Source organism: Streptosporangium sp. LJ11, from assembly GCF_051918945.1.
Taxonomy (GTDB): domain Bacteria; phylum Actinomycetota; class Actinomycetes; order Streptosporangiales; family Streptosporangiaceae; genus Streptosporangium.
Map to the genome: position 1 here is coordinate 152,223 of NZ_JBPXMB010000018.1, position 22,807 is coordinate 175,029.

At 69.9% G+C, this 22,807-nt stretch carries 20 protein-coding genes and 3 pseudogenes; 13 read left to right on the plus strand and 10 right to left on the minus strand.

Annotated features, from left to right (window positions below):
* The first annotated feature begins 31 nt into the window (after positions 1 to 31).
* From ACTOQ3_RS26075 to ACTOQ3_RS26090, 4 genes are all read left to right on the plus strand, one after another.
* Positions 32 to 778 carry an SDR family NAD(P)-dependent oxidoreductase gene (locus ACTOQ3_RS26075; RefSeq protein WP_440085979.1) on the plus strand — a complete coding sequence of 249 codons (747 nt, stop codon included), beginning with the start codon at positions 32 to 34 and terminating at the stop codon, positions 776 to 778.
* Positions 779 to 787: 9 nt separating this feature from the next.
* Positions 788 to 1,093 (plus strand): hypothetical protein, encoded by a 306-nt coding sequence (locus tag ACTOQ3_RS26080; protein ID WP_440085980.1) that lies wholly within the window; start codon positions 788 to 790, stop codon positions 1,091 to 1,093.
* Positions 1,094 to 1,160: 67 nt separating this feature from the next.
* Positions 1,161 to 1,613: a GmrSD restriction endonuclease domain-containing protein gene (locus ACTOQ3_RS26085; protein ID WP_440085981.1), complete on the plus strand. Its 453-nt coding sequence runs from the start codon at positions 1,161 to 1,163 to the stop codon at positions 1,611 to 1,613.
* A gap of 31 nt (positions 1,614 to 1,644) precedes the next feature.
* Complete coding sequence (locus ACTOQ3_RS26090) at positions 1,645 to 1,941, plus strand: hypothetical protein (protein WP_440085982.1); 297 nt, start codon at positions 1,645 to 1,647, stop codon at positions 1,939 to 1,941.
* Between the two features lie 293 nt (positions 1,942 to 2,234).
* Here ACTOQ3_RS26090 and ACTOQ3_RS26095 read toward each other — a convergent pair.
* Positions 2,235 to 2,828: pseudogene (locus ACTOQ3_RS26095) on the minus strand (recombinase family protein); the annotation flags it as partial.
* Positions 2,829 to 3,019: 191 nt separating this feature from the next.
* On the opposite strand from ACTOQ3_RS26095, the gene ACTOQ3_RS26100 reads away from it, so the two are divergent.
* From ACTOQ3_RS26100 to ACTOQ3_RS26125, 6 genes are read left to right on the plus strand one after another with little or no spacing between them, the layout of a single operon-like run.
* Positions 3,020 to 4,249, plus strand: a complete 1,230-nt coding sequence (locus tag ACTOQ3_RS26100; protein ID WP_440085983.1) for an ROK family transcriptional regulator — start codon at positions 3,020 to 3,022, stop codon at positions 4,247 to 4,249.
* Positions 4,242 to 6,728, plus strand: a complete 2,487-nt coding sequence (locus tag ACTOQ3_RS26105) for a glycoside hydrolase family 97 catalytic domain-containing protein (RefSeq protein WP_440085984.1) — start codon at positions 4,242 to 4,244, stop codon at positions 6,726 to 6,728. Before ACTOQ3_RS26100 ends, ACTOQ3_RS26105 begins: the two co-directional genes overlap by 8 nt.
* A 23-nt stretch (positions 6,729 to 6,751) precedes the next feature.
* Positions 6,752 to 8,023 (plus strand): ABC transporter substrate-binding protein, encoded by a 1,272-nt coding sequence (locus tag ACTOQ3_RS26110; RefSeq protein ID WP_440085985.1) that lies wholly within the window; start codon positions 6,752 to 6,754, stop codon positions 8,021 to 8,023.
* Positions 8,024 to 8,037: 14 nt separating this feature from the next.
* Positions 8,038 to 8,934, plus strand: coding sequence for a carbohydrate ABC transporter permease (locus tag ACTOQ3_RS26115; protein ID WP_440085986.1), 897 nt, complete (start codon positions 8,038 to 8,040; stop codon positions 8,932 to 8,934).
* Positions 8,927 to 9,760: a carbohydrate ABC transporter permease gene (locus tag ACTOQ3_RS26120; protein WP_440085987.1), complete on the plus strand. Its 834-nt coding sequence runs from the start codon at positions 8,927 to 8,929 to the stop codon at positions 9,758 to 9,760. Before ACTOQ3_RS26115 ends, ACTOQ3_RS26120 begins: the two co-directional genes overlap by 8 nt.
* Before the next feature lie 24 nt (positions 9,761 to 9,784).
* Entirely contained in the window at positions 9,785 to 11,914 is a 2,130-nt protein-coding gene (locus tag ACTOQ3_RS26125; protein ID WP_440085988.1) for an alpha-galactosidase, read from the plus strand.
* Positions 11,915 to 12,076: 162 nt separating this feature from the next.
* On the opposite strand, the gene ACTOQ3_RS26130 is transcribed toward ACTOQ3_RS26125, so the two are convergent.
* From ACTOQ3_RS26130 to ACTOQ3_RS26140, 3 genes and pseudogenes are all read right to left on the minus strand, one after another.
* On the minus strand, positions 12,077 to 12,232 hold the full coding sequence (locus ACTOQ3_RS26130) for a hypothetical protein (protein WP_440085989.1): 156 nt from the start codon (positions 12,230 to 12,232) through the stop codon (positions 12,077 to 12,079).
* A 2-nt stretch (positions 12,233 to 12,234) separates the two neighbouring features.
* Positions 12,235 to 12,510, minus strand: a pseudogene (locus tag ACTOQ3_RS26135) (transposase); the annotation flags it as partial.
* Between the two features lie 4 nt (positions 12,511 to 12,514).
* Positions 12,515 to 12,982, minus strand: a complete 468-nt coding sequence (locus tag ACTOQ3_RS26140; RefSeq protein ID WP_440086070.1) for a DUF4158 domain-containing protein — start codon at positions 12,980 to 12,982, stop codon at positions 12,515 to 12,517.
* A gap of 332 nt (positions 12,983 to 13,314) precedes the next feature.
* On the opposite strand from ACTOQ3_RS26140, the gene ACTOQ3_RS26145 reads away from it, so the two are divergent.
* Positions 13,315 to 15,162, plus strand: coding sequence for a hypothetical protein (locus tag ACTOQ3_RS26145; protein WP_440085990.1), 1,848 nt, complete (start codon positions 13,315 to 13,317; stop codon positions 15,160 to 15,162).
* A 247-nt stretch (positions 15,163 to 15,409) separates the two neighbouring features.
* Here ACTOQ3_RS26145 and ACTOQ3_RS26150 read toward each other — a convergent pair whose 3' ends face one another.
* Both ACTOQ3_RS26150 and ACTOQ3_RS26155 read right to left on the minus strand, forming a co-directional pair.
* A complete protein-coding gene (locus ACTOQ3_RS26150; RefSeq protein ID WP_440085991.1) occupies positions 15,410 to 15,658 on the minus strand; it encodes a hypothetical protein in 249 nt (82 codons plus the stop codon).
* Between the two features lie 185 nt (positions 15,659 to 15,843).
* A complete protein-coding gene (locus ACTOQ3_RS26155) occupies positions 15,844 to 16,278 on the minus strand; it encodes a hypothetical protein (RefSeq protein WP_440085992.1) in 435 nt (144 codons plus the stop codon).
* 39 nt (positions 16,279 to 16,317) lie between these two features.
* Here ACTOQ3_RS26155 and ACTOQ3_RS26160 point away from each other — a divergent pair.
* Both ACTOQ3_RS26160 and ACTOQ3_RS26165 read left to right on the plus strand, forming a co-directional pair.
* Positions 16,318 to 16,527 (plus strand): annotated as a pseudogene (locus ACTOQ3_RS26160) (helicase-related protein); the annotation flags it as partial.
* A gap of 229 nt (positions 16,528 to 16,756) precedes the next feature.
* A complete protein-coding gene (locus ACTOQ3_RS26165; protein ID WP_440085993.1) occupies positions 16,757 to 18,352 on the plus strand; it encodes a 3'-5' exonuclease in 1,596 nt (531 codons plus the stop codon).
* A gap of 403 nt (positions 18,353 to 18,755) precedes the next feature.
* On the opposite strand, the gene ACTOQ3_RS26170 is transcribed toward ACTOQ3_RS26165, so the two are convergent.
* From ACTOQ3_RS26170 to ACTOQ3_RS26185, 4 genes are read right to left on the minus strand one after another with little or no spacing between them, the layout of a single operon-like run.
* Positions 18,756 to 19,691 carry a fumarylacetoacetate hydrolase family protein gene (locus ACTOQ3_RS26170; protein ID WP_440085994.1) on the minus strand — a complete coding sequence of 312 codons (936 nt, stop codon included), beginning with the start codon at positions 19,689 to 19,691 and terminating at the stop codon, positions 18,756 to 18,758.
* Between the two features lie 8 nt (positions 19,692 to 19,699).
* A complete protein-coding gene (locus tag ACTOQ3_RS26175) occupies positions 19,700 to 20,638 on the minus strand; it encodes a VOC family protein (RefSeq protein ID WP_440085995.1) in 939 nt (312 codons plus the stop codon).
* Positions 20,631 to 21,677: an amidohydrolase family protein gene (locus tag ACTOQ3_RS26180; protein ID WP_440085996.1), complete on the minus strand. Its 1,047-nt coding sequence runs from the start codon at positions 21,675 to 21,677 to the stop codon at positions 20,631 to 20,633. The genes ACTOQ3_RS26175 and ACTOQ3_RS26180 overlap by 8 nt, the downstream gene beginning before the upstream one ends.
* Positions 21,674 to 22,801, minus strand: coding sequence for an FAD-dependent monooxygenase (locus ACTOQ3_RS26185; RefSeq protein WP_440085998.1), 1,128 nt, complete (start codon positions 22,799 to 22,801; stop codon positions 21,674 to 21,676). Before ACTOQ3_RS26185 ends, ACTOQ3_RS26180 begins: the two co-directional genes overlap by 4 nt.
* Positions 22,802 to 22,807: the final 6 nt, after the last annotated feature.

The window sequence follows — 22,807 nt, forward strand, 5'->3', positions numbered from 1 at the left end:
TGGTACAGAATTCTACAAGGAGGTTCCCGTCATGAGCGAGTTGACCGGCAAGACTGCCCTGATCACCGGTTCCACCACCGGCATCGGCCGGGCGACGGCCTACGCCCTGGCCGCGCGCGGTGCCAGCGTGGTGGTGACCGGACGCGACGCCCAGCGCGGGGAGGAGGTCGTCCAGAAGATCCAGGCCGACGGCGGCTCGGCCCGCTTCGTCGCCGCCGACCTGACCAACCCGGACGACGTGGCCCGGCTGGCCCGGGAAGCTGGCGAGGTGGACGTGCTGGTGAACAACGCCGGGGTGGGCAGCTTCGGTCCCAGCGCCGACATCACCGGCGAACAGTACGACGCGATGCTCGACGCCAACGTGCGCGCGGTCTACCAGCTGACCACCGCCCTGGCACCGAAGATGGCCGAGCGCGGCAGCGGCAGTGTGATCAACGTCAGCAGCGGCGCCGCCGTGATCGGGGACGTCAACAACGCGGTCTACGCAGCCACCAAGGCAGCAGTGAGCTCACTGACCCGCGCGTGGGCCGCCGAGTACGGCCCGTCCGGCGTACGCGTCAACGCGGTCGCACCCGGCCCTGTCCTCACCAGCGCCCCCGAGCAGTATCTCCGGGGCTACATCCCGCTCATCCCGCTGCGCCGTTTCGCCCAGCCGGAAGACGTCGCCCAGGTCATCGCCTTCCTCGCCGGCCCCGGCGCCTCGTTCGTGAGCGGCGCCCACATCCCCGTCGACGGCGGCCTCACCGCCGTCGAGCCCCCTAAGCCCGGCTACCTGTAATCAAAACGCATGACATCGACAGCCGTCACGGGCAGGCGCTCCGCACGTGAACGCCTGCCCGTGACGCCCGACCGGCTGGGAGAGGAAGACGACTTGCCTTTCGTAGAGTCCAATGGCATCACTACCTGTTACGACGAGTTCGGCGACGCCCACGAGCAGGTGATGCTCCTGATCATGGGTGTGGGTAAGCAGCTCATCGCCTGGCCCGACGGATTCTGCGCACTTTTCGCCGGTCACGGTTTCCGCGTGATCCGGTTCGACAACCGTGACATCGGACTGTTGACCTGGCTCGACGAGCTCGGCGACGTCGCGTAGCGCCTTTGTGTGACGACGCTCTGACCTGCGCACTGACATCTCGTGGCAAATCACCACTGACAGTTTTATGGCAGTTCTCACCCGCAAAGGCGCCGGCTGCGACACCCGGGAAGTGGTGCTGGCCCGCGACGGCCGAAACGTCACCCGCGATGACGACTGCAAAGCGACCTCGGGCAGCTGGCGGTCGCTGTATGACAACCGCACCTACACTCGCGCCGCCAGCCTCGACATCGATCACATGGTGCCGCTGGCCAACGCCTGGCGCTCAGGCGCCGATACCTGGAGCACTCAGCGGCGGCGCGCGCTCGCCAACGACCTGACCCGCCCGCAGCTGATCGCGGTCTCGGCCGCCTCCAACCGCTCCAAGGGTGATCAGAGCCCTGATCAGTGGCAGCCGCCCCAGCGCTCGTATTGGTGCGTGTACGCCCGCGCGTGGGTGCAGGTCAAGAAGTACTACGCGCTGAGCGTCACCGCACCGGAGAAGAAAACGCTGACCGCGATGCTGGGTACCTGCACGTAAGCAGGGTGCGGGCCGGCGGATCGGAGCGGTGATGGGCGACGCGAGCGGCAAGGCCACCAGCAAGGGAGCCGACAAGCAGTACCAGGGTGAGGTTGTTGCCGGGCCGGGCGGGGTGATGACCGACGAGGCCGGCGTCATCACCGGGGATCTCACCGTGGCCATCACCCTCTCCGGCGACCAGGCGCAGGTGCGGGTGCAATACACCGGCGCCGAGGAGTGGTACACGCTCACCGGCAGCCCGACCCCGCGCGCCGGTCGCACCGGGCAAGCGGTGAAGACCGCGATCCTGCGCGCCGTCCGTGACGGCCTGCCTGAAGGACTCCCCTGAGGGGCGGCTCGGCTGAGGAAGGCAGCCCTGACCCTGCTGCAGGTCATAGCGCCAACGAGGAAACCACCCGCCAGGTGATCATAGATGTTCATCGATCGGTTCAGAACAATCTGCTGAGATCGAGTAGCGCTCCGTGAGGTTGCGGCGATAAGTCCGTGGATGTCGATAGTGCAGAAGAGGCGTTCCACGCTCCGATGTTGTCACCTGAACGTTCATCGGGCGTGCTGTCGCGAGGTCAGGAGCAGCGGGTGGAGCCACAGGGCGGACAGCAGCCTGAGCCAGGTACTCCTGCCTTATCGCCCGGCCAGGTTGTCGCCGCCCAGGATGGTGCACGTGGCTGGGTGCGCCAGGCGGCCGCGCTGTCGGCGCGGGGGCTGGGGTGGGCAACACCGCGGGCGCTGCTGGCGGGGTTGTGTGCCAGCGCGCTGGCCCCGCTGGCCGTGGTGGAACCAGGTCCGGCGGTGTTGCTGGCCGGGATGGGTGTGGTCGGCTCGCTTGGGGCGAATGTGCTGTCTGACGTCATCGGCGCCTCCCTGGTCGCCGCCCGTGCCAGAACTTGAGGGGACACGCAGGCCGACATCTATCCTTCCAGCGACGGCCCAGTTGATGCTGCTGGTGAGCGGGTTGTTGCCGCTGAGTTGGCCGCGGGCTCGCGCCGAGGCCAGTCCTTCGAGGGTGCCCTCGATGATGAGTTCGCGCAGGAACTCATCGAAGGCGCCGAACATGTGGAACTGCAGCCGCCCGGACGGGGTGGAGGTGTTGATGCCCTGCTTGAGCACCAACAGGTCCACCTCGCGCTCGCGCAGGTCGGCCGCCAGGTCCAGGAGATGGCGCAGCGAGCGGGCCACCCGTGACGGCCGGGTGATGACAAAGGTGTCGCCTGGCCGTTGACTGCAAGTACTTCCCGCTGGACCCGGCCCGGCTCGCCCTGATCGACGGCGTCGTCTTCCTCAAGCAGGTGGACTGATCGTTGTTACCTGCGTTAGGTAACAAAGTTTCCGGCTCATCACGCTGTCCCACCGCACGTTGCGGAAATGTTACTTGTCTAAAGTAATTAAATGCCTCTACGTTGTGCGACATGCCACGCCAGAGAAAGGGCCCCATCGAAGGGACCCCCGCTGAGGCAGCCGTTCTCACGACGGTGCTGACGAACGGCCCCATCGCCCGAGCCGAGATCGCCCGCCTCACCGGCCTGTCCTCACCGGCCATTACCCGCGCCGTCAAGCCGCTGCTGGAGGCGGGATACCTCGAGGACGACGAGAGCGCCGACCCGCTGGGCCCCGACGAGGCCCGGCTCGGGCGCCCCAGCCGCCCACTGCGGATCCGGCCCCTGCACACCGGCAGCGTGGGCATCAAGATCACCGGCGACGAGCTCATCGGCGTGGTCTGCGACCTGGCCGGCACCCCTCGCGTCACCAAGCGGCGCACGCTGGCCCGCCAGCAGCCGCACGAGGTCATCACGCAAGTGGTGTCCCTGCACGGGCAGCTGCTCACCGCGGCGGAGCGGGTGGGGTTCGCGCTCGCGCCGCGCCACCTGGGCGTCACGCTGTCAGGCGACGTCGACCACGAGACCGGCTACGTCCGCTACTCGCCGTTCCTGCGCTGGCACCACGTCGACCTGGGCCGGACCCTGGCGGCAGAGTTGGGCCTGCCCGTGGTGGTGGAGAACGACGTCAAGGCGCTGACCATCGCGGAGCAGTGGTTTGGCCTCGGGCGCGGGGTGGCCAACTTCGCCGTGGTCACCGTCGGCGCCGGCATCGGCTGCGCCCTGGTGGTCGACGGCGCCCTGGTGCGCGGCGCGCACAGCGTGGCGGGCGAGATCGGCCACCTGCCCCTGGGCGACCGGTCGGTGGCGTGCCACTGCGGCGCCCGCGGTTGTGTCGAGGCTGAGGCCTCGACGACCGCCCTGGAAGCCGCTTCCCGCCAGGCCACCGGCCGTGCCGATCTGGCGTACGGCGAGGCCGTCGAGCTGGCCCGTGGCGGCGATCCGGATGTCGTGGCCGTCTTCGCCGACGCTGGAGCCCTCATCGGCAGGGCACTGGCGTCGGTGGCCAACCTGCTGGGGCCCGAGCAGATCATCGTCGCCGGTGAGGGCGTGGCCACCTACGACCTGTTCGAGACGGCCATCCGTGAGGCGTTCACCGAGCACGCCTTCGGCGCCGCCCACCACGTCGCGGTGCACGTACGGGATCTGCCGTTCGAGGAGTGGGCCCGCGGAGCGGCGGCGATGGCCATCGAGGCGATGGCGTTCCCCTCACGCACCCCCGTCGCCGGTTCCCGACGCACCCTTGGAGACTCCCTTGTCTGAACACCACTGGGAGGCGGCCTTCGGCAGCCTGCGCATCGGCCTTCACCTCGACGGCGCCGCGTTGACGTGGTCGGCCAGCCGGGACGGGATCGCGCTGACCTCGCCCGCGCCGATCCGGCTCGCCACCGCCGACGGCGCCGACCTGCTGGCGGGCCTGGCGTTCGACGCCACGAGCGAACGTGCCGTCCACGAGACCTACGAGCTCGTCGTGGGCAAGCGGGTGGGCGAGCACCAGGTGGAGCAGCGCGAGCGCACCGTGCGCTTCCGGACCGCCCAGGGCGGGGTGTCGATCGTGCTGCGGGCCGCCGCCGACGGTGTCGCGCTGCGCCTGGTCCTGCACGGCCTGAGCGGCAGGAGCATCCGCGGCGGTGACGTTCACCTGCGCCTTCCGGTCGCGGCGCGCACCTGGCCGCTGGCCTACACCCCCTGGTACGAGACCACCCGCTTCTCCTCCACCCTGGAGGTGCTCCAGCTGGGCGACTACGGCTTCCCCTTCCTGGCCCAGCTGGAATCCGACCTCTACGTCCTGGCGACCGAGGCCGATCTGGACGGCCGGTACGGCGGCGCGCTGGCCCGCTACGCCGGCGCCGGGGAGCTCGCCTTCACCCTGGCCGAGGACGTCACTCTCCAGACCGGCGAGGTGGCGACGCCCTGGCGGGTCCTCATCGCCGGCGACCTGGCCACCATCGTCGCCTCGCACCTGGTTGAGGACCTCGCCCCCGCCGCCGCCGAGGCGGTCCCCGCCTGGGCCCGCCCAGGCCGGGCGGCCTGGTCGTGGTGGTCTGACTTCTTCAGCGGAGCCCACCTGGACAAGCAGCTGCGCATGCTGGACTACGCCGCCGAGCGCGGCTGGGAGTACGTGCTGGTCGACTGTGGCTGGGACCCGGCCTGGATGCCGGACCTGGTCTCGGCCGCGAGCACCCGCGGCGTCGGCGTGTTCGTGTGGGTGGCCTGGGACCGTCTCGGCACCGCCGAGCAGAGACTCCAGCTGGCCGAGTGGGCCTCCTGGGGAGTGGCCGGCATCAAGGTCGACTTCATGGAGTCGGAGGCCCAGGCGCGTTACCAGTGGTACGACGCGGTGATCGCCGAGTGCCGCCGGGCCGGCCTCATGATCAACTTCCATGGCTCGGTGATCCCGCGCGGGTGGGCGCGCACCCACCCCCACGTGATGAGCTACGAGGCGGTCCGCGGCGCGGAGTACTACGTCTTCTACGGCGAGCCGCTGACCCCCGAGCACAACACCATCCTGCCCTTCACCCGCAACGTCGTGGGCTCGGCCGACTACACGCCGGTCACCTTCTCCGCCCGGGACCGCCAGACGAGCGAGGCGCACGAGCTGGCCCTCGGCATCGTCCTGGAGTCGGGTCTGCTGCACTTCGCCGACGAGATCAGCCATTACCAGGCGCGGCCCGTCGCCGAGGCGGCCATCGAGGCGATCCCGGCTCACTGGGACGAGACCCGCCTGCTGGCGGGACGGCCGGGGGAGTACGCCGTGCTGGCGCGCCGCTCCGGCGAGGACTGGTTCATCGGCGCCATCGCCGCCGGGCACCCCGTCGACACCGAAGCGGACCTGGCCGGCCTCGGCATCGGCCCGGACCACCACCTCACGCTCATCGAGGACGACGCCGACGGCAGGCTGACCGAGTCACACCCCACCGCCGCCGAACGGCTCCCGCTGCGGCTGCGGCCCAACGGCGGCGCCGTCTGCATCGCCACCCGCGGCGAGCCTGCCATCCGGCAGCCGCACCGGCCCGCCGTCCGGGTGGACGAGCCGCTGCTGTTGGCCCGTTCCGGTACGGCCACGCACGTCCACGCCGAGGTCACCGGCGGCCACGAGGCGCACCTGGAGGTGCCGCCGGGCTGGCCGAGCCCGCAGCTCACCGGCAGCGAGGCCCGGCCGGGAGGGATCAGGGTGTCGTGGAAGGTCGAGGTGCCGGAGTCCTTCACCGCTGGCCGCCTGGCCGTACTGGCTGTGCATGCGGGGCGGCCGCGAGCCGCCGAGCGGTCGGTGATCGCGCACGTACGGCTGGCACACCCCGTCGGAGCCGGACGAAGCGAGCTGAGCCGGATGCGGCCGGTGCGCTCCAGCAACGGCTTCGGCCCCGTCGAGACCGACCAGTCCAACGGCGGCGGCGACCCCGGCGACGGCCGGCCGATGCGGGTCGCGGGCCACCACCACGAACACGGGCTGGGCGTGTGCGCGCCCTCCTCGATCGCCTACGCGGTCGGCGGGACCGCGCGCACCTTCACCGCCCACGTCGGCATCGACGACGAGACGCCCCAGGCGGCCCCGGCCCTGTGCCGGGTGCTCGCCGACGGCCGCGTGGTCGCCGAAGTCACGCTGGCCCCCGGCGAACCCGCCCGTCCCGTCGAAGCCGACATCACCGGCGCGCACGTGCTCGAACTCGTGACCGAGCAGGCCGGAGTCGGCGAGCTCACCCCCCACATCGACTGGATCGCACCGAGCGTCCAGGCCTGAACGTCAGATCAAGGAAGGTTCCCATGAGCACCAAGTGGACTGCGGTCTCGCTTCTGGCGGCGGCTGCGCTCACCCTGTCCGCCTGCGGCGGCACGACTTCAGAGACCGCCGACCCCGGCACCGGCAAGATCCAGCTCACCTACGCCATCTTCTCGACCGACCAGCAGCCCGCCATGGAGAAGGTGGTGGACGCCTTCGAGAAGGGCAATCCCGGCATCGACGTCGCCGTCCAGGTCATCCCCTGGACCGACTACTGGACCACCCTGCAGAACTCGGCCGCCGGCGGCACCGGTCCCGACGTGGCCTGGATGCTGGGCTCCAAGATCGCCCCCTACGTCGACGGCGGTGCCATACAGCCCCTCGACGAGGCGATCAGCGCGAGCGGCACCGCCCTGAAGGCCTACCCGCAGCAGCTGCTGCCGCTGTTCGAGCGGGACGGCAAGACCTACGCGCTGCCCAAGGACTTCGACACCATCGGGCTCTGGTACAACAAGGCCCTGTTCGACGCGGCCAAGCTGCCCTACCCGAACGCCGACTGGACCTGGGACGACGTCGTCAAGAACGCCAAGGCCCTGACCGACGGGGACAAGGGCGTGTACGGCATCGCCGCCCCGGTGGAGGCGCAGGCCGGCTACTACAACACCATCCACCAGGCCGGCGGCCACGTCATCAGCCCCGACGGCAAGTCCTCCGGCTTCGGACAGCCGGCGAGCATCGACGGCCTGCGGTTCTGGACCGACCTGATCAAGAGCGGCTCCTCGCCCGACCTGAAGTCGCTCAGCGACACCGAGGCGGTGGCCCAGTTCATGGGCGGCAAGATTGCCATGTACTACAGCGGTTCGTTCTACGCCCACCGCTTCGCCCAGGACGCCTACACCTCCAAGAACGTCGACGTCACCGAGCTGCCCGCGGGCGTCAAGGAGGCCACCGTCATCAACGGCCTCGGCAACGTGGCCCTGGCCTCCTCCAAGCACCCGCAGGAGGCGGCCAAGCTCGCGGTCTTCCTGTCGGGCGAGCAGGCCTCGCGCATCCAGAGCGAGACCGGCACCGTGCTCGGCTCCTACACCGGCACCCAGCAGGCGTGGGTGGAGGCGGCGCCCCAGTTCAACCTGAAGGCCTTCCTCGACCAGCTGCCCAACGCGGTGGTCTACCCGGTGTCGAAGAACACCGACGCCTGGTCCAGCCGGGAGGGCGAGCTGCTCACCCCGGCCTGGAACGGCGAGCAGCCGGTCGAGGAGGCCGCCAAGGCGCTGGCCACGGCCATGGACGAGGCCCTGGCGCAGGAACAGCAGTAGGGATCGGCTCCCCTATGACGCACCGAGCCGGGTCCTCCCGCCACCCCGACAACCGCTGGGCCGCCGTCCTGCTGGCCGGGCCGCTGCTGGGATTGGCCGTCTTCTACCTGTGGCCGCTGGTCAGCACCTTGATCCTGTCGCTGTCGGAAGGCAACCCGTTCCGCGGCTACCGGATCGAGGGGCTGGGCAACTGGGCGCAGGCGCTGGGCAATCCCCAGCTGCCGCGCGCCGTGGGCAACACGCTGCTGTACGCCGGAATCGTGTTGCTGGGGGTGCCGCTGGCGATGGCGGCGGCCGCCCTGATGCACCAGAGCGGCCTGCGCGGCCGCAGCCTGTACCGCACGCTGTACTTCCTGCCGGTGGTGACCATGCCCGCCGCCGTCGCGATGGTGTGGCGTTACATCTACAACGGCGATTTCGGGCTCCTCAACCAGGTGCTCGGGTTCTTCGGCGGCCCGAGTGAGGCCTGGGTCGCCGATGCCGGCACCGCCCTGGTCGCCGTGGCCCTGGTCGGCATCTGGACCACATTCGGCACCAACCTCGTGATCCTGGCGGCCGGGCTGGACGCCATCCCCGCCTCGGTGGTGGAGGCCGCCAGGATCGACGGGGCGGGCCCGGTGCGGGTCTTCCGCCACATCACCGCGCCGCTGTTGTCGCCGTCGGTCTTCCTGGTCTCGACCCTTTCGGTCATCGGGTCGCTGCAGATGTTCGACCTGCTGTTCATCATGATGGGGCGCAACAATCCCGCGCTGCGCGACTCCAAGACGATCGTGTACCTCTTCTACGAGGAGGCGTTCGTGCGCAACGACCGGCCACTGGGAGCGGTCATCGCCATCCTGACGCTGGCGCTCACGCTCGTGGTGACGGCGGTTCAGTTCCGGCTCCAGCGGCGGTGGGTGCACTATGGCTGAGCGCCGCCGGCCCGGCCTCGGGCGCCTGCTCACCCACCTCGTCCTGCTCGCGGGCGCGGCCGCGATGGTGGCGCCGTTCATCTGGCAGTTCCTTACCTCGGTGAAGACGTTGAGCGAGTCGACCAGCGCGCCGCCGACACTACTGCCGCAGCAGTGGCGGTGGGACAACTACGCGGCCTTCTTCGAGCTGATGCCCGTGCTGTCGATGACCGCCAACAGCGTCATGACCCTCATCCTGCGCGTCGCGGGCCAGCTGGTGTTCGCGTCGCTGGCCGCCTTCGTCTTCGCCCGGCTGCGCTTCCGCTTCAGGAAGCCGCTGCTGTGGATTTTCCTCGTCGTGCTCATGGTGCCGCCGCAGCTGTTCGTCATCCCGCAGTACGAGGTGATCAGGCAGGCGGGCCTGCTCAACACCGTGCCCGCGCTGGCCCTGCCGGGGATCTTCAGCGCCTTCGGCGTGTTCCTGCTCTACCAGTTCATGCTGACCGTCCCGGCCGAGGTCGACGAGGCAGCCAAGCTGGACGGCGCCAACCCGTTCCAGGTCTACCTGCGGGTCATCCTGCCGATGTGCAAGCCGGCGCTGGCGGCGCTGACGATCATGACGTCGCTGTTCTCCTGGAACGACCTGCTCTGGCCGCTGATCGTCAACACCAGGCCCGACATGATGACGCTGCCCGTGGGCCTGTCGACCCTGCACGGGGTCACCATGACGAACTATCCGGTGCTCATGGCCGGCTCCCTGCTGGCCATCCTGCCCATGGTGGTGTGCTTCGTGCTGCTCCAGCGGCAGTTCATCCAGGGCATCGCCATGTCGGGCAGCAAAGGCTGACCCCGTTTCTCCGAAGGACCATTCATGCCCCTTGTGACCTATCTGGCCGACCGGCGACTGTGGCTGTTGCGAACCCCCGGCTCCTCCTATGCGCTCGCCCTGGACGCCGACGACTGCCCGCGTCACCTCCATTGGGGTCCCTCGCTGACGGCCGAGCAGGTGCCGGCCGTACCTCCGGCGCTTCGCCGTGACGCCTCCAGCTTCACTCTTGGTGGGTACGGTGAGCTGGAGGGGCCGGGTTTCGGTGCCCCGTCCCTGCGGGTGATCTACGCCGATCACGGTGAGGGGGTGGAGTGGCGCTACCTGGACCACTCGATCGACGAAGGCCACCTGTCCATCCGGTTCGCCGACCGTCACCACCCTCTGGAGATCACCCTCCACTACCGCGTGCACGCCGACAGCGACGTGATCGAACGCTGGACGACCCTGCGCCACACCGGCACCGAGCCGATCACGCTGGAGCGCTGTGACTCGGCGGCCTGGACGCTGCCGATGCGCGAGGAGGTCCGGCTCAGCCACGTGGTCGGCGGCTGGTCGTCGGAGAACCAGGTGCGGCGGGAGGAGCTGCCGGTCGGCGAGACCGTGCTGACCAGCCGCCGCGGCGCCACCGGCCACCACGCCAACCCGTGGGTCATGCTCGACGACGGCACCGCCACCGAGGAGCGGGGCGAGGTGTGGAGCGCGGCTCTGGCCTGGAGCGGAAGCTGGCGCATCACCGTGCAGCGGCCCCCGTTCGACGCCGTCGGCTTCACCGGCGGCTTCGGCCACGAGGGTCTGCGCTGGCGGCTGGAGGCGGGCCAGAGCTGGCACACCCCCGTCTTCTCCGGCGTGTACGGCACGGCCGGCTTCGGCGGCATCAGCCGGGCCTGGCACGCCCACGCCCGACGGCACGTCCTGACCCATCCCGAAGAGCTGCGGCCCGTCGTCTACAACTCCTGGGAGGCCACCGGCTTCGACGTCGACCTCGACGGCCAGCTCCGGCTCGCCGACCGCGCGGCCGCCGCCGGCGCGGAGCTGTTCGTGCTCGACGACGGCTGGTTCGGCAAGCGCGGCAGCGACCGGGCCGGGCTCGGCGACTGGCACGTCAACCCGCGCCGCTTCCCCGGCGGCCTGGACACGCTGATCGCCGGCGTGCACGAGCGGGGCATGCGTTTCGGCCTGTGGGTCGAGCCCGAGATGGTCAACCCCGACAGCGACCTCTATCGCGAGCACCCGGACTGGGTGCTGCACATGCCCAACCGGCACCGCCTCACGCTGCGCAACCAGCTCGTGCTTAACTTCGCCAGGCCCGACGTGGCCGCCTGGGCGTACGGCTGGCTGAACCGGCTGCTGGCCGACCACGAGATCGACTTCCTGAAGTGGGACTTCAACCGGGCCTTCACCCAGGCGGGCTGGCCCGGCCAGGACGATCCCGACCGGCTGTGGATCGATCACGTGCGCAACGTCTACACCATCATGGACCGGCTGCGCGCGGCCCATCCCGGGGTGCGGATCGAGGCGTGCGCCGGCGGCGGCGGCCGTACCGACCTGGGCATCCTGGGCCGCACCGACCAGGTCTGGACCTCCGACAACACCGATGCCGTGGACCGCCTGGCCATCCAGCACGGGTTCGGCCAGATCTACCCGCCCGGCGTCATGGGCGCCTGGGTCACCGACAGCCCCAACCCGCTCACCGGCCGGCTCGTGCCGCTGCGGTTCCGCTTCCACGTGGCCATGGCCGGCGTGCTGGGGCTGGGCGGCGACCTGCCCGCGTGGAGCGACGCCGACCTGGCCGAGGCGGGCGAGCTGGTGGCCAGGTACAAGCGGATCCGGCCGGTGGTCCAGCACGGGGAGCTGCATCGCCTCGGCGCGCCCGGCGACTCGCTCAGCGGCGTGCAGTACGTCCGCGGCGACGACATTGTGATCTTCGCCTACCGGGTCGCCACCCGGTTCGGCCACCGGGCGGCCAGGCTACGCCCGGCCGGGCTGGACCCCGACGGCCGCTACCACGACGTGGACACGGGCCGGATCCACCACGGCGTGATCCTCGCCGCGCACGGGCTGGAGCTGGAGCTGCCGCCGGGCGACTACGCCAGCACGCAGATCCACCTGGTCAGGCAGGACTCACCGGCAGCCGGTCACCGGTCCGGCTCGGCGACCAGGTCGTCGAAGTAGGCCTTCGTCACCGGGTGGTAGTCGTCGAACGCGGGCGGTGCCGAGCCGTCCCGCGAGGCGACGAGCAGGTCGAGGTAGTACTCCCAGCCTGGCCCGACCTCGCCCAGGTTCTCCTCCGAGGTCAGGTGCGAGTAATCGTCAATACCTGTGGGGCGAGATTTTTCAGGCGGCTACCGATCCGTCCTCGACGGCCGGTGATTCTTCGGGGCGCTCGACGAGTTTGCCCTTGACGAACGTGGCCCCGGCGCGGACCAGGGCGACGAGGTGGGGGGCGTTGATCGCGCGCCAGCGCTTTTGTGCCGCCTCGATTTGCGGCACTAGGCGGGCAGGATCGCCGAGGAGAAACGTCGGCGCTCGCCGCTGTCCCCGTCGATGCGCTTGTCGATGCGCTTGTCGTTGGCCCGCGGCGCCTTGACCTCGATCGCGCCGGCCGCGGTGAGCAGCTCGCGGGGCTGGTGTCAGCCGTTGCGCACGACCAGCCGACGTCCGGCCTCATCACGCTCGTCGGCGAAGGCGGCGATGTAGGCGTCCATCTCCGCCTACAGGGCGGCGGCGAGCATCGTGCGGGCGCCCTCGCGGACAAGCTGACGGTGCAGATCTTCATGCGGCGGATCTCGCGGCGGCCGTGCCCGATCTCGTCGGTGCGGTCGTTGAGGATCGCCTCGCGCCAGGGCAGAGCCTTGAGCCGGAGGTGCAGGGTGGGCTGGTTGCCCTTGACGATGAACAGGTGGCGGCCTCCTGCGGCGACGATCTGCCGGGCGTGGTCGTGCTAGGTGTGGAGGGCGTCGGCGGTGATGACCGTCTGGACAGGTCCTGGCTGCTCAGCAGGGGTGTGAAGGCGGGGGTCTCGTTCTCTGGCGGAGCCGCGCTCACCTCATCGGGCACGAACCCCAGCCACGGTAGCGTCGCGACCATCACGGCCATCCCGAGCCGATCGGCCGGGCCTCGACCCCGACCTGGATCCACGAACGCCACATCCGCAGGTGTCAACGTGAAGTGTGTGATCAACTCATCGCGGCCGACCTCCGGGAACGACCGCAACTGCTCCAACTGCTCTTGGGAGAACATCTTCTCCGACACCGAACCACCCCACGCTCTAGACCGGACAATCCGGAACAGAACGCAGCGAAAACGATCTTAGGTTCGGATGCCGTCCTTGCATTGCCGCAGGTCAGGGCTATATTTGTTGGATTCTTCGACAGGGCTACTGGGACCCCCGGATTTCCTGGCGAGGTCGCAAGAGCACTTGGCGATTGCGGCACGCCGGTGTTGGCCTTCGACATCGATCCTGCTCCATGCCATGAAACATCGCATCCACTAGGGAAATTGCTATCGCTCCAACACCCGAGCGGTTCCGCTCTCCTATCGTATGCTGTTGGCATGTGTAGGGGAGCGAAAAGATGATGCAGAGCGAGCAGCAGTTCACACTGGCCCAGTTCGCCCGGCGAGTGGGCATCTCCGAGGGCCGCGCGCGCGCCCTCTGGACAGAAAAAGGCCGCCTACCGAAACCCGACGACAGTGACGCCGACGGCCGCCCCCTGTGGCGGGCCTCGACCATCGACCGCTGGTGCCGCCGCACCGGCCGAGCGGTACCCGATAACGCTGTTGGTCTGACCTCCTGGCCGGATGCGAGCGAACCGGCGCCGGTGATGTTCAACGGCGAGGTGGCAGTCCGCCCCTATCTGGGGTCACGGCCCGGCCGGGTGCACGCCATCGTGTGGGACACCCCGCACGGCCACGTGGTCCAGGTGAACTTCTACACCGGCGAGTGGATGGAGCACCTCGACGCGGCCCGAGCCGCGGCGCACGTGCTGGAGCCCGCCCTCTGGGCGGACGCGGTCATCGTCATCGCACCGACAGGACTGTTCGGCGACTCCAGCTACGACCTCTACAACATCGACGGCTACCGGCTGGTCCCCGAGACGAGCACCGCTGCGGCCAAGACACGCCATCCGCTGCTGTCGTTTCTCAAGGCCCCGGCCGATGACGATGAGGAGTTCGCCGACCCCGACACCGTCCCGGTGCAACAGGCGGGTTTGTACGACCCCTCCGAGATCGCCCGGGTCATCGGCCGCCCCATCCCGATGTGGCTGGAGGGCAGCTGCACCCCGGCCGCCGTACAGCGGATGCAGGCCTTCGGACATGAGGCCACCTTCACCACCCCCGACACCACCACCGACTGGCCAACGGTACGCGACACCCTCCAAGCCGCCCGCGCCTGGAACATGCCCGAGCGCTACCCGCAGGCGTTCGCGCAACTGGCCCGCGATGCCCTGGCCACCTTGGCCGAAGTACGCCAAGGCCACGCCGCCCAGCCCGAGCGCGGCGACGGCTGGTACCTGGTCGCGCGCCCGGCCCGCCCCGACTGGCCCATCGACCTGGAACAGGCCGGGAACAGAGCAGCCGAGAGCGCGGTGGATCAGGACGCGGCGGCCACAGAGCTGGTGGATCTGCGCCGGCACGAAAGCAAGGCGCCCTACCCGGGACAGACCGGAGAGGCCCTCAACGACGCGGTGCGCACCCTGGGGTCACTGCTGTATCGGCAACGGCCCCAGCTGGTCTTCGACGCCACCGTGCGCAAACTGGTCACCGACAGCGGCCCCGTGGTGGCGCAATGGCGCCAGACCCTCACCCCCGTCGGCGAGGAAGAGCTGACCAGCCTGCGCGGGACGCGGCGTTTCGCCCGGCTGCTCACCAGCGACATCTCCCCAGCCGCCGAGACCGAATTCGGATCCGTGAGGGAGGCACAGCAGCAGGTCGCCGGAGTGTGGCGGGACCAGGCAGGCCGGTTGACGGTGGAGTTCGCCCAGGAGCGGCACGACGGTGCTGGAGCGCGCCTGGCCACCGAATGGCCGACCGGCCAGCCTGAGGACTGGAACGAGTACACCGTCATCGCCGCCGACCCCACCAGCAACGGCGCGGTCTTCGCCCTCACCCCCACCTCCGACGGCCAACTGCGCGCCGACCCCCTGCCCAACCCCGGCGGCGAACCCCGCTACTCCTGGGGCTACCAAGGAACCGGACCGGCAACGCTGTACAGCGCGGTAATGCGCTGCGCCCTGGGCCTGTGGAATCGCCTCAACGACCAGGAGTGGATCGGGCGGCCCTGGATCGACACCCGTAGCAGCAGCGAACTGTGGCGCCTGATCAGCCAAACCGAACAAGGAGCTTCAATCCGACTACCCTGGCCGCAGATCCAGGAATGGGTGAGCGACGACCAGAAGCGCGTGAAGACGGCCCGCAGGTAAGCCAGATCGCGCCGGGGTCGGTCAGCCGACGAAGACCGGCCCCGGCGGCGAGCAGCGCTTTCACCACCTTCGCTCCTCCGTCGGTGAACAAGCGGGTGACCGCAGCGTTGAGTCGTACATCCGCGTGTACGCCGTGATGATGTGGGCCGACAGTTTCCATCGAGCCAAGCGGCGGGGCACGGCAGTCAGGGCGTGCTGCGCGGCCGCGCGACGTCGGCGCCGGGGCGGAGCGGGACGACGGCCGCGTTCATCGCACCTGGTCCGGGTCGATGCCCAGGGCGTCCTGGATCGCGGTGTCGCGCAGGTATCGGTCGTAGGCGGCCACGATGGTCTCGGCGGCGGCGACCAGGTCCAGGTGGGACCCTCCAGGGCCAGCGGCCCGCGCCGACCGCGCTAGGTCACCTCCCGCCAGGCGTCGACGTTGATCAGGAAGATCCCCAAAGCAGTGCGGGCAGACGCCCTCGCCGAGCGCGGCCAGCTTGTACAGCCCGGTCAACCGGTGAATCTCCTCGAGGGCAGTGCCCGCGAGACGGTGATGGTGGGACGAGACCGTACGGGGCACGCGGTCCTTTTCCTGCCGGGGGAGGGGAGCGCAGGACAATGTGGGCCTTACATCACAGCACACCCCAGCGGCCCGGCGAAGGCCTTCGCTTCTTGCTCGTTGTCCGTGAAAGCCGCTGGTCAGAGCGCTACTGTCGCGCCATGACCATATCGAGAGCACACAAGGCCCTGCAGATCAAGGGCATGGTGAAGTCCGAGGCCGCCGAGACGCTTCCAGGCGAGCCCGGACACATCCCAGAGGCGCACTGTCACATCACCGAGATCGGTGACGAACTGGAGGCCATCAGGCTGATCTCCAACGTGCTGGCCGGGCGCAGTGTCGAAGCGCGCGGCCGGGTCCTGCGCCCGGGCGCGGGGGAGCGGGTCACCTCGATCGTCTCGACCTCCGACGCCCAGGAGCTGCGCCTGCAGGTACGCGGCTACGTCGAAACCGCACCCACACTCGACCCGCGCGCCCAGGCCGCGCACGAGGTCCTGGGCACCGACGTCAGCACCGACGACATCACCTCCGGCGACCGGCTCGCGATCGCCGACCACCTGTTCGCCACCCTGCACGGCTCACACAACCTCATCTTCGCCAACTCCCGGGGCGCGGTGGAGGACTACAGCGACCTGCTCAGCCGCCGCTGCGACACCGGGGGAGTGCCGAACGAGTTCCTGCCCCACCACGGCAACCTGTCCAAGGACATCCGCGAGCACACCGAGTCCCGGCTAAAGGACCGCAGCCGGCCGACCACCGCCATCTGCACCTCCACCCTGGAGATGGGCATCGACATCGGCTCGGTCTCCTCCATCGCCCAGGTCGGCGCGCCCCCGAGCGTGGCCGCCCTGCGCCAGCGACTCGGCCGCTCCGGACGACGCGGCGGCCCCGCCGTCCTGCGGCTCTACATCAGCGAACCCGAACCGACCCCCTGCCATCCACCCCGCCGACGAACTCCGCACCCAGCTCGTCCAAGCCGTCGCGACCATCGAACTGCTTCTGCAACGCTGGTACGAACCTCCCCAGGGCGCGGCTTTACACCTGTCGACGCTGGTGCAGCAGTTCCTGTCCCTCATCGCCCAGCACGGCGGCATCACCCCGGCCGACGCCCACCGCACCCTCTGCGCCCAAGGACCATTCCGTACGATCGACGCGCCGATGTTCGCCGCCTTGCTGCGCGACCTCGGCGCCGGACGGCTCATCCGCCAGGAAAGCGACGGCCTGCTACTGCACGCAGAGGTGGGGGAGCGGCTGGTCAACCACTACACCTTCTACGCCGCCTTCGCCGCCCCCACCGAATACCGCATCGTCACCGCGGGACGAACCCTCGGCAGCCTTCCCCTGGAGAACTCCCCGCCCGAGGGAGCGCTGCTCATCTTCGCCGGCCGCCGCTGGCGCATCCTCACCATCGACACCCACGCCAAGATCATCGACGTCACCCGCGCCTCCGGCGGCCGCCCGCCGCGTTTCGCCGGCCCCGGCCCCGACATCCACGACCGGATCCGCACCCAGATGCGCAGCATCTACGAAGACTCCACCGTCCCGCCCTACCTGGACACGACCGGCCAGCACCTCCTGGCCCAAGGCCGCACCGCCTACCGCCGTTTCGGCCTGCACCACAGCCCGCTCCTCGGCTACGGCGCCGACAGCCTGCTGTTCCCCTTCCGGGGAGACGCCATCATGACCACGGCCGCCCTGGCCCTGCACGCCCGAGGCATCGACGTCGCCCCTTACGGCGTCGCCCTACTGCTCTGCGCCACCCCACCCCAGGCGGCCGCGGAGCTGCTGGCCGACCTGGCCGCCTCCGGCCTCCCCGACGCCGTTGACTTGGCGAGCCTGATCCCCGACAAGAGAATCGACAAGTACGACGACGTCATCGGCGAAAGCCTGCTAACCCGCTCCTATGCCGCCCGCAAACTCGACGTCTCCGGCACCGAGCAGGCGATCGCCACCCTCGCTGCCAAGGCCGCTCCCGCACAGACCGCGCATGCGGAGCCTCCTGTCACTGCGGCTGCGGCATCGCGTCGCCACCGGCTGGGATCTCTTCCCTACGCCGTCGTCGACGTCGAGACCACCTCGACCGACGCCCGCAAGGCCCGCATCGTCGAAATCGCGATCATCCGCCTGCACCCCGACGGTCGTGACGACCGCCTCTACTCAACGATCGTCGACTCCGGAACGGGTCCTGGCCCCACGCGCATCCACGGCCTTACCGCCGCGGACTTGGCAGGCGCCCCGCGTTTCGCGGAGATCGCCGGTGACATCGCGTCCATGCTCGACGGCGCCGTGATCGTCGCCCACAACGCCCGCTACGACACCGAAGTGCTCAGCGCCGAGTTCGCCCGCCTCGGAGCCGCCCCGGACGACCTGCTGTCCCTGTGCACCCTGGCCCTGTCACGACGCTTCGGCCCGCCACTGGCCTCCCACCGGCTCGCCGACTGCGCCGCCGCCGAGGGAATCGATCCCGGCCGGGCACACAGCGCCGAAAGCGACGCACGAACCTGCGCCCACCTGCTGCGCCTGTATCTGGAACGCGCGGCAGCTCAGGACCTGCGCTGGTTCCACCAGATCGGCGCGGTTGGCCACCTGTCCGCTGCGCCCTGGGCCTCATCACCGCCCACCGGCCGCAGTCACCGTCGCAGACGATGAGTATCACGCTTTGACCCTCTCCAGCGGGGTCGTCAACCGGGGGTAGCACGCCACTGGATTCAGGGAGGCAAAGGGGACTTCAGCAGGTCGCGTAGGCGGTGTGCTCAACTGCGGGACGGGCGTCTTTGCGCAACATGTCAGCTATCTGAGAAGCATAATAAAAAATCTACAATGTAAAGGCGTTGGCTCAAAATTCAAGATCATCTAAATATGGACTAAAGACGTATCACCCACAAACACCAGGCCGCCCTTCCTCAGAGCGGAAGAGAGGTGGCCGTGGGCGACTCAGGTGGACACGATGACCTTGTCGCGGAGGCGGTCCATCATTATCCCTCCTGGTATAGGGAAGCCCCGTCGCCGCGATGCCGGGAAGCGGGGCTTCGGGGACAACTGAAGGCGCTGGTCAGGGACGGTCGCGGGGGCGCTTGCGTGCGGGCGGGATCGGCAGGGGCGCGCTGCCGGGGACGATGGTGTTGGAAACGGTGCCGATGGCCTCGACGGTGAGGGTGACGGTGTCGCCGGGTTTCAGCGCCGGAGGGTCCTGGGTGCCGCGCAACCCCCACAGTTCGGCGAGGCAGCCGCCGTTGCCGCAGGTGCCGGAGCCGAGTACGTCACCGGGGCGGACCCAGGCGCCTCGGGAGGCGTAGGCGACCAGCTCCTCGAACGTCCAACTCATGTTGGACAGCAGGTCCCGGCCGACTTCCACCCCGTTGATCTCGGCTGTCAGGGCGAGCCGCAGGAAGCCGTCGGCGACGCGGTAGGGCTCCAGTTCGTCGGCGGTGACCAGCCATGGGCCGAGGGTGGTGGCGGCGTCCTTACCCTTTGCCGGGCCGAGGCCGACCTGCATCTCCCGGGACTGCAGGTCGCGCGCGGACCAGTCGTTGAAGATCGTGTATCCGAAGATGTGGTCGCGTGCCTGCTCGGGAGAGAGGTCGCGGCCCTGGCGGCCGATGACGGCGGCGACTTCGAGTTCGAAGTCCAGGGCGTGGCAGCCGGGCGGCACGGGGACGTCGTCGTGGGCTCCGATCATCGCGTGAGGGTTGGTGAAGTAGAAGGCCGGCGCGTCGTACCAGGCGTCCGGGACGCCTGCTGTGCCGCTCACGCTGCGGCGGACGCCCTCGACGTGTTCTTCGAAGGCGACGAAGTCGCGGACCGAGGGTGGGTCGATCGGCGGGAGCAGCCGTACCTCGGCCAGGGGCAGCGCTGCTCCACCGTCGGGGATGTGGCCGGTGCGGACGACGTCGAGGAGGTCGGTTCCCTGTGGGAAGGGCAGGACGGAGTCACCGTCGACGACGCCACAGCGGCGCAGGCCCAAGTGCTCGAAGGTTGCGAGACGCATGGCGGGGTTCAGACCGGCGGGGCGACGAAGAGGCCGCGGTCGACGTCGTTGAACGACTCCTTGGCGATGAGTTCGTTCATCGGGTTGGCGGTGCCCCACTGGTCGGTGACCTCGGCCTGGGAGAAGTCGTAGACGTGCGGGTGCCAGGCGTCCTCGTCCAGCTCCTCCAGCTCGGTGGTGTACTCCACGGTGTTGCCGTGCGGGTCCAGGAAGTAGGAGAAGGTGTTGTCGCCGGCCAGGTGCCGGCCTGGCCCCCAGATCATCCTGACCCCGGCGCGCAGCAGCCGGCCGGTGCCGTACATGTACTCGTCCAGGCCGCGCAGTTCGAAGCTGATGTGGTGCAGGGAGGCGTGTGGGCCGCGGGCGATGGCGAGGCTGTGGTGCTGGGGGTTGCAGCGCATGAAGTGCATGACTTTGCCCATGTGCGGGTGGGCGAGGGTGTCCGACAGCGCGAAGTCCAGGTGGGTTTCGTACCAGGCGCGGGTGGCGTCGATGTCGGGGGCGTTGAGCACCACGTGCGAGAGCCGGACCGGCACCGCCTCCTTGGCCTCCAGCTTGCGGTGGGCGCGGACGGCGACGTCGGCGGAGACCTCGACGGTGCGGCCGTCGAGGTCGAAGAAGCGGAAGCCGTACCCGCCGCCGGGGGTGTCGATCCTGCCGGGCTCGCTGATCAGCCGGACGCCGGCGGTGCGCAGCCGGGCGGCGAGGGCGTCGGTGTCGGCGGGGGTGGCCGCGCCGAAGGAGATGAGGTCCAGGCGTTTTTCGTCGGCCTGGCGCAGCCGGATGACGTACTGCTCGGGTGAGCCCTCGGCGGCCAGGAAGCTGATGCCGGTGTCGCTGGCGACCTCGGTCAAGCCCCAGACGCCGGAGTAGAACTCCCGCTGTCTGGCGTAGTCGGGCACGGCCAGGTCGACGTGGCGCAGGTGGGTGATGAGCCGGTCAGGCACGGTGCTCCTTGAGGTGGGTGGCGTCGAAGTTGAAGAGGGCGGTGGCGTTGCGGCCGCGGATCGCGTCGAAGGCGGGTTCGTCGAGTCCGGCGGCGCGCAGCGTGGCCACCGGGTCGTCGGCGCCCATGTCGAAGGGGAAGTCGGAGCCGAGCAGCACCCGGTCCGGGCCGGCGGCGCGGACGAGGGCGCGCAGCGCGGCCGGGTCGTGCACGAGGGAGTCGAACCACAGGTCCTTCAGGTAACTGCTCGGTTCGCGGGCGCAGCCGCGCGCGTCCGGGCGCACCCGCCAGCCGTGGTCGGCCCGGCCCAGGTGGGCGGGCAGGTAGCCGCCGCCGTGTGCCGCCAGGATCTTCAGGCCGGGGTGGTGGTCGAGCACGCCGGAGAAGATCAGGTGGGACAGGGCGATGGCGTTCTCGACCGGCTGCCCGACGATGTTCGACAGGTACCAGCGGTCCAGCCGCTCGTTCAGCGTGCAGCCGAACGGGTGCAGGAAGATCACCGCGCCGGTCTGGGCCGCTCGTGTCCAGAAGGGTTCGTAGGCCGGGTCCGACAGCTCGCGGCCGGGGGCGTGGGAGGAGATCTCCACCCCCTTCAGGCCGAGGCCGAGGGCGTGGTCCAGCGATTCCACCGCCAGCGAGGGGTGCTGGAGCGGCACCAGGCCCAGGCCATGTAGCCGGTCGGGGGCCTGGGCGCAGTGCTCGGCGACGCCCTCGTTCGCCAGCGCGCAGACCTCCCGTGCCAGAGCGGGTCCGGCCCAGTAGTGGTAGTGCGAGGGAGAGGGGCTGACGATCTGTACGTCCACCCCGGCGGCGTCCATGCCGGCCAGCCGATCGGGCACCCGGGTGAGGCGGCCGATGCGTTCGCCGACCATCCGCCCGGAGACCGCCAGGGCGTCGGGGCCGTTGCGGCGGGCGTCCAGTTCGCGGTGCGCCTGCAGTCCCGGCTGGCCGGCGACGGCCTGGTCGATCCGCGGCAGGATGACGTGCGCGTGCACGTCGACGGTTACCGCGGGTGCGCTGTCGGCGGGGTGGGTCGTCATGGGCGCCGGGCCACCATCGCGGCGATGCGGCCCATCAGGCCGGGCACGTCGGCGTCCGGGACGGGGTTCAGCTGCCAGTCGGCCAGCTGCAGGGACGCCTCCACCACGGCTTTGGCCCGCTCGTGGCGGCGGTCCATGAAGGCGTCGAACAGCGGCTGGTCGAGGCGGTCGGCGGCGAGCAGCAGCTCGGCGAGGACGGCGGCGTCCTCCAGGCACTGGGCCGCGCCCTGGGCGAGGGTGGGCGGGCAGGCGTGTGCGGCGTCGCCGATCAGCACGACGCGGCCGCGGTTCCAGGGACGCTCCACCAGCAGCGACTCGAACCAGGTGTAGTTGATGCGGTCCGGGTCGGTGATGTCGGTGCGGATCTCCTCCCAGGCGCCGCCGTAGGTCTCGGCCAGGGCCCGCATGTGGGAGGGCTTGTCGGCGTCGGCCACCGACTCGCGGGGCCGGGCCTTCTCCACCAGGTAGGCGTACATGGTGTCCTGGCCGGTGGGGCAGTAGCCGGCGATGAAGCAGGAGCCTCCGTAGACCAGGTCGGTGCGCTCGACGTCCTTGGGGCGGCGGGTGTGGATGCGCCAGATGCCCATGCCGGTCGGCCGGATGGCGGCCTCGACGCCCAGCAGGGTGCGGACCTTGGAGCGGATGCCGTCGGCGCCCACGACCAGGTCGTAGGTGTCGGCGGTCCCGTCGGACATCTGTGCCCGTACGCCGTCGCCGGTGTCGGTGAGGCTTTCCACGGTCAGGCCGAGTGAGATCCGGGTGCCGGACGCGCGTACGGCGTCGGCGAGGATCGCGGCCAGTTCGGGGCGGTTCATGCCGAGCGTGGCCGGCAGGTCGGGGCCGCCGGTGCGGGCGTCGGGGATCTCGGCGATCAGGTGACCGCCGGGGGTGCGCAGTCCGAGGGAGTCGAACGCGAAGCCTGCGGCGGCGACCCGGTCCCAGACGCCGAGGTCGCGCAGTACCCGCAGCGCGTTGCCCTGCAACGTGATGCCCGAGCCGAGCGCGGTGAGCTCCGGTTTGATCTCCGCGATGTGCACGGTGACGCCGCCGCGGGCGAGCAGGATGGCCAGGGCCGATCCGGCGGTGCCGCCGCCGACGATGAGGACGTTCCTTACTGCTGTCATGGGGGG

Bases quoted from the DNA above. Each gene is read 5' to 3' on its own strand.
- ACTOQ3_RS26075 (WP_440085979.1), top strand. From the start codon at position 32: ATGAGCGAGTTGACCGGCAAGACTGCCCTGATCACCGGTTCCACCACC.
- ACTOQ3_RS26080 (WP_440085980.1), top strand. From the start codon at position 788: ATGACATCGACAGCCGTCACGGGCAGGCGCTCCGCACGTGAACGCCTG.
- ACTOQ3_RS26085 (WP_440085981.1), top strand. From the start codon at position 1,161: ATGGCAGTTCTCACCCGCAAAGGCGCCGGCTGCGACACCCGGGAAGTG.
- ACTOQ3_RS26090 (WP_440085982.1), top strand. From the start codon at position 1,645: ATGGGCGACGCGAGCGGCAAGGCCACCAGCAAGGGAGCCGACAAGCAG.
- ACTOQ3_RS26100 (WP_440085983.1), top strand. From the start codon at position 3,020: ATGCCACGCCAGAGAAAGGGCCCCATCGAAGGGACCCCCGCTGAGGCA.
- ACTOQ3_RS26110 (WP_440085985.1), top strand. From the start codon at position 6,752: ATGAGCACCAAGTGGACTGCGGTCTCGCTTCTGGCGGCGGCTGCGCTC.
- ACTOQ3_RS26115 (WP_440085986.1), top strand. From the start codon at position 8,038: ATGACGCACCGAGCCGGGTCCTCCCGCCACCCCGACAACCGCTGGGCC.
- ACTOQ3_RS26120 (WP_440085987.1), top strand. From the start codon at position 8,927: ATGGCTGAGCGCCGCCGGCCCGGCCTCGGGCGCCTGCTCACCCACCTC.
- ACTOQ3_RS26125 (WP_440085988.1), top strand. From the start codon at position 9,785: ATGCCCCTTGTGACCTATCTGGCCGACCGGCGACTGTGGCTGTTGCGA.
- ACTOQ3_RS26140 (WP_440086070.1), bottom strand. From the start codon at position 12,982: ATGTTCTCCCAAGAGCAGTTGGAGCAGTTGCGGTCGTTCCCGGAGGTC.
- ACTOQ3_RS26145 (WP_440085990.1), top strand. From the start codon at position 13,315: ATGATGCAGAGCGAGCAGCAGTTCACACTGGCCCAGTTCGCCCGGCGA.
- ACTOQ3_RS26170 (WP_440085994.1), bottom strand. From the start codon at position 19,691: ATGCGTCTCGCAACCTTCGAGCACTTGGGCCTGCGCCGCTGTGGCGTC.
- ACTOQ3_RS26180 (WP_440085996.1), bottom strand. From the start codon at position 21,677: ATGACGACCCACCCCGCCGACAGCGCACCCGCGGTAACCGTCGACGTG.
- ACTOQ3_RS26185 (WP_440085998.1), bottom strand. From the start codon at position 22,801: ATGACAGCAGTAAGGAACGTCCTCATCGTCGGCGGCGGCACCGCCGGA.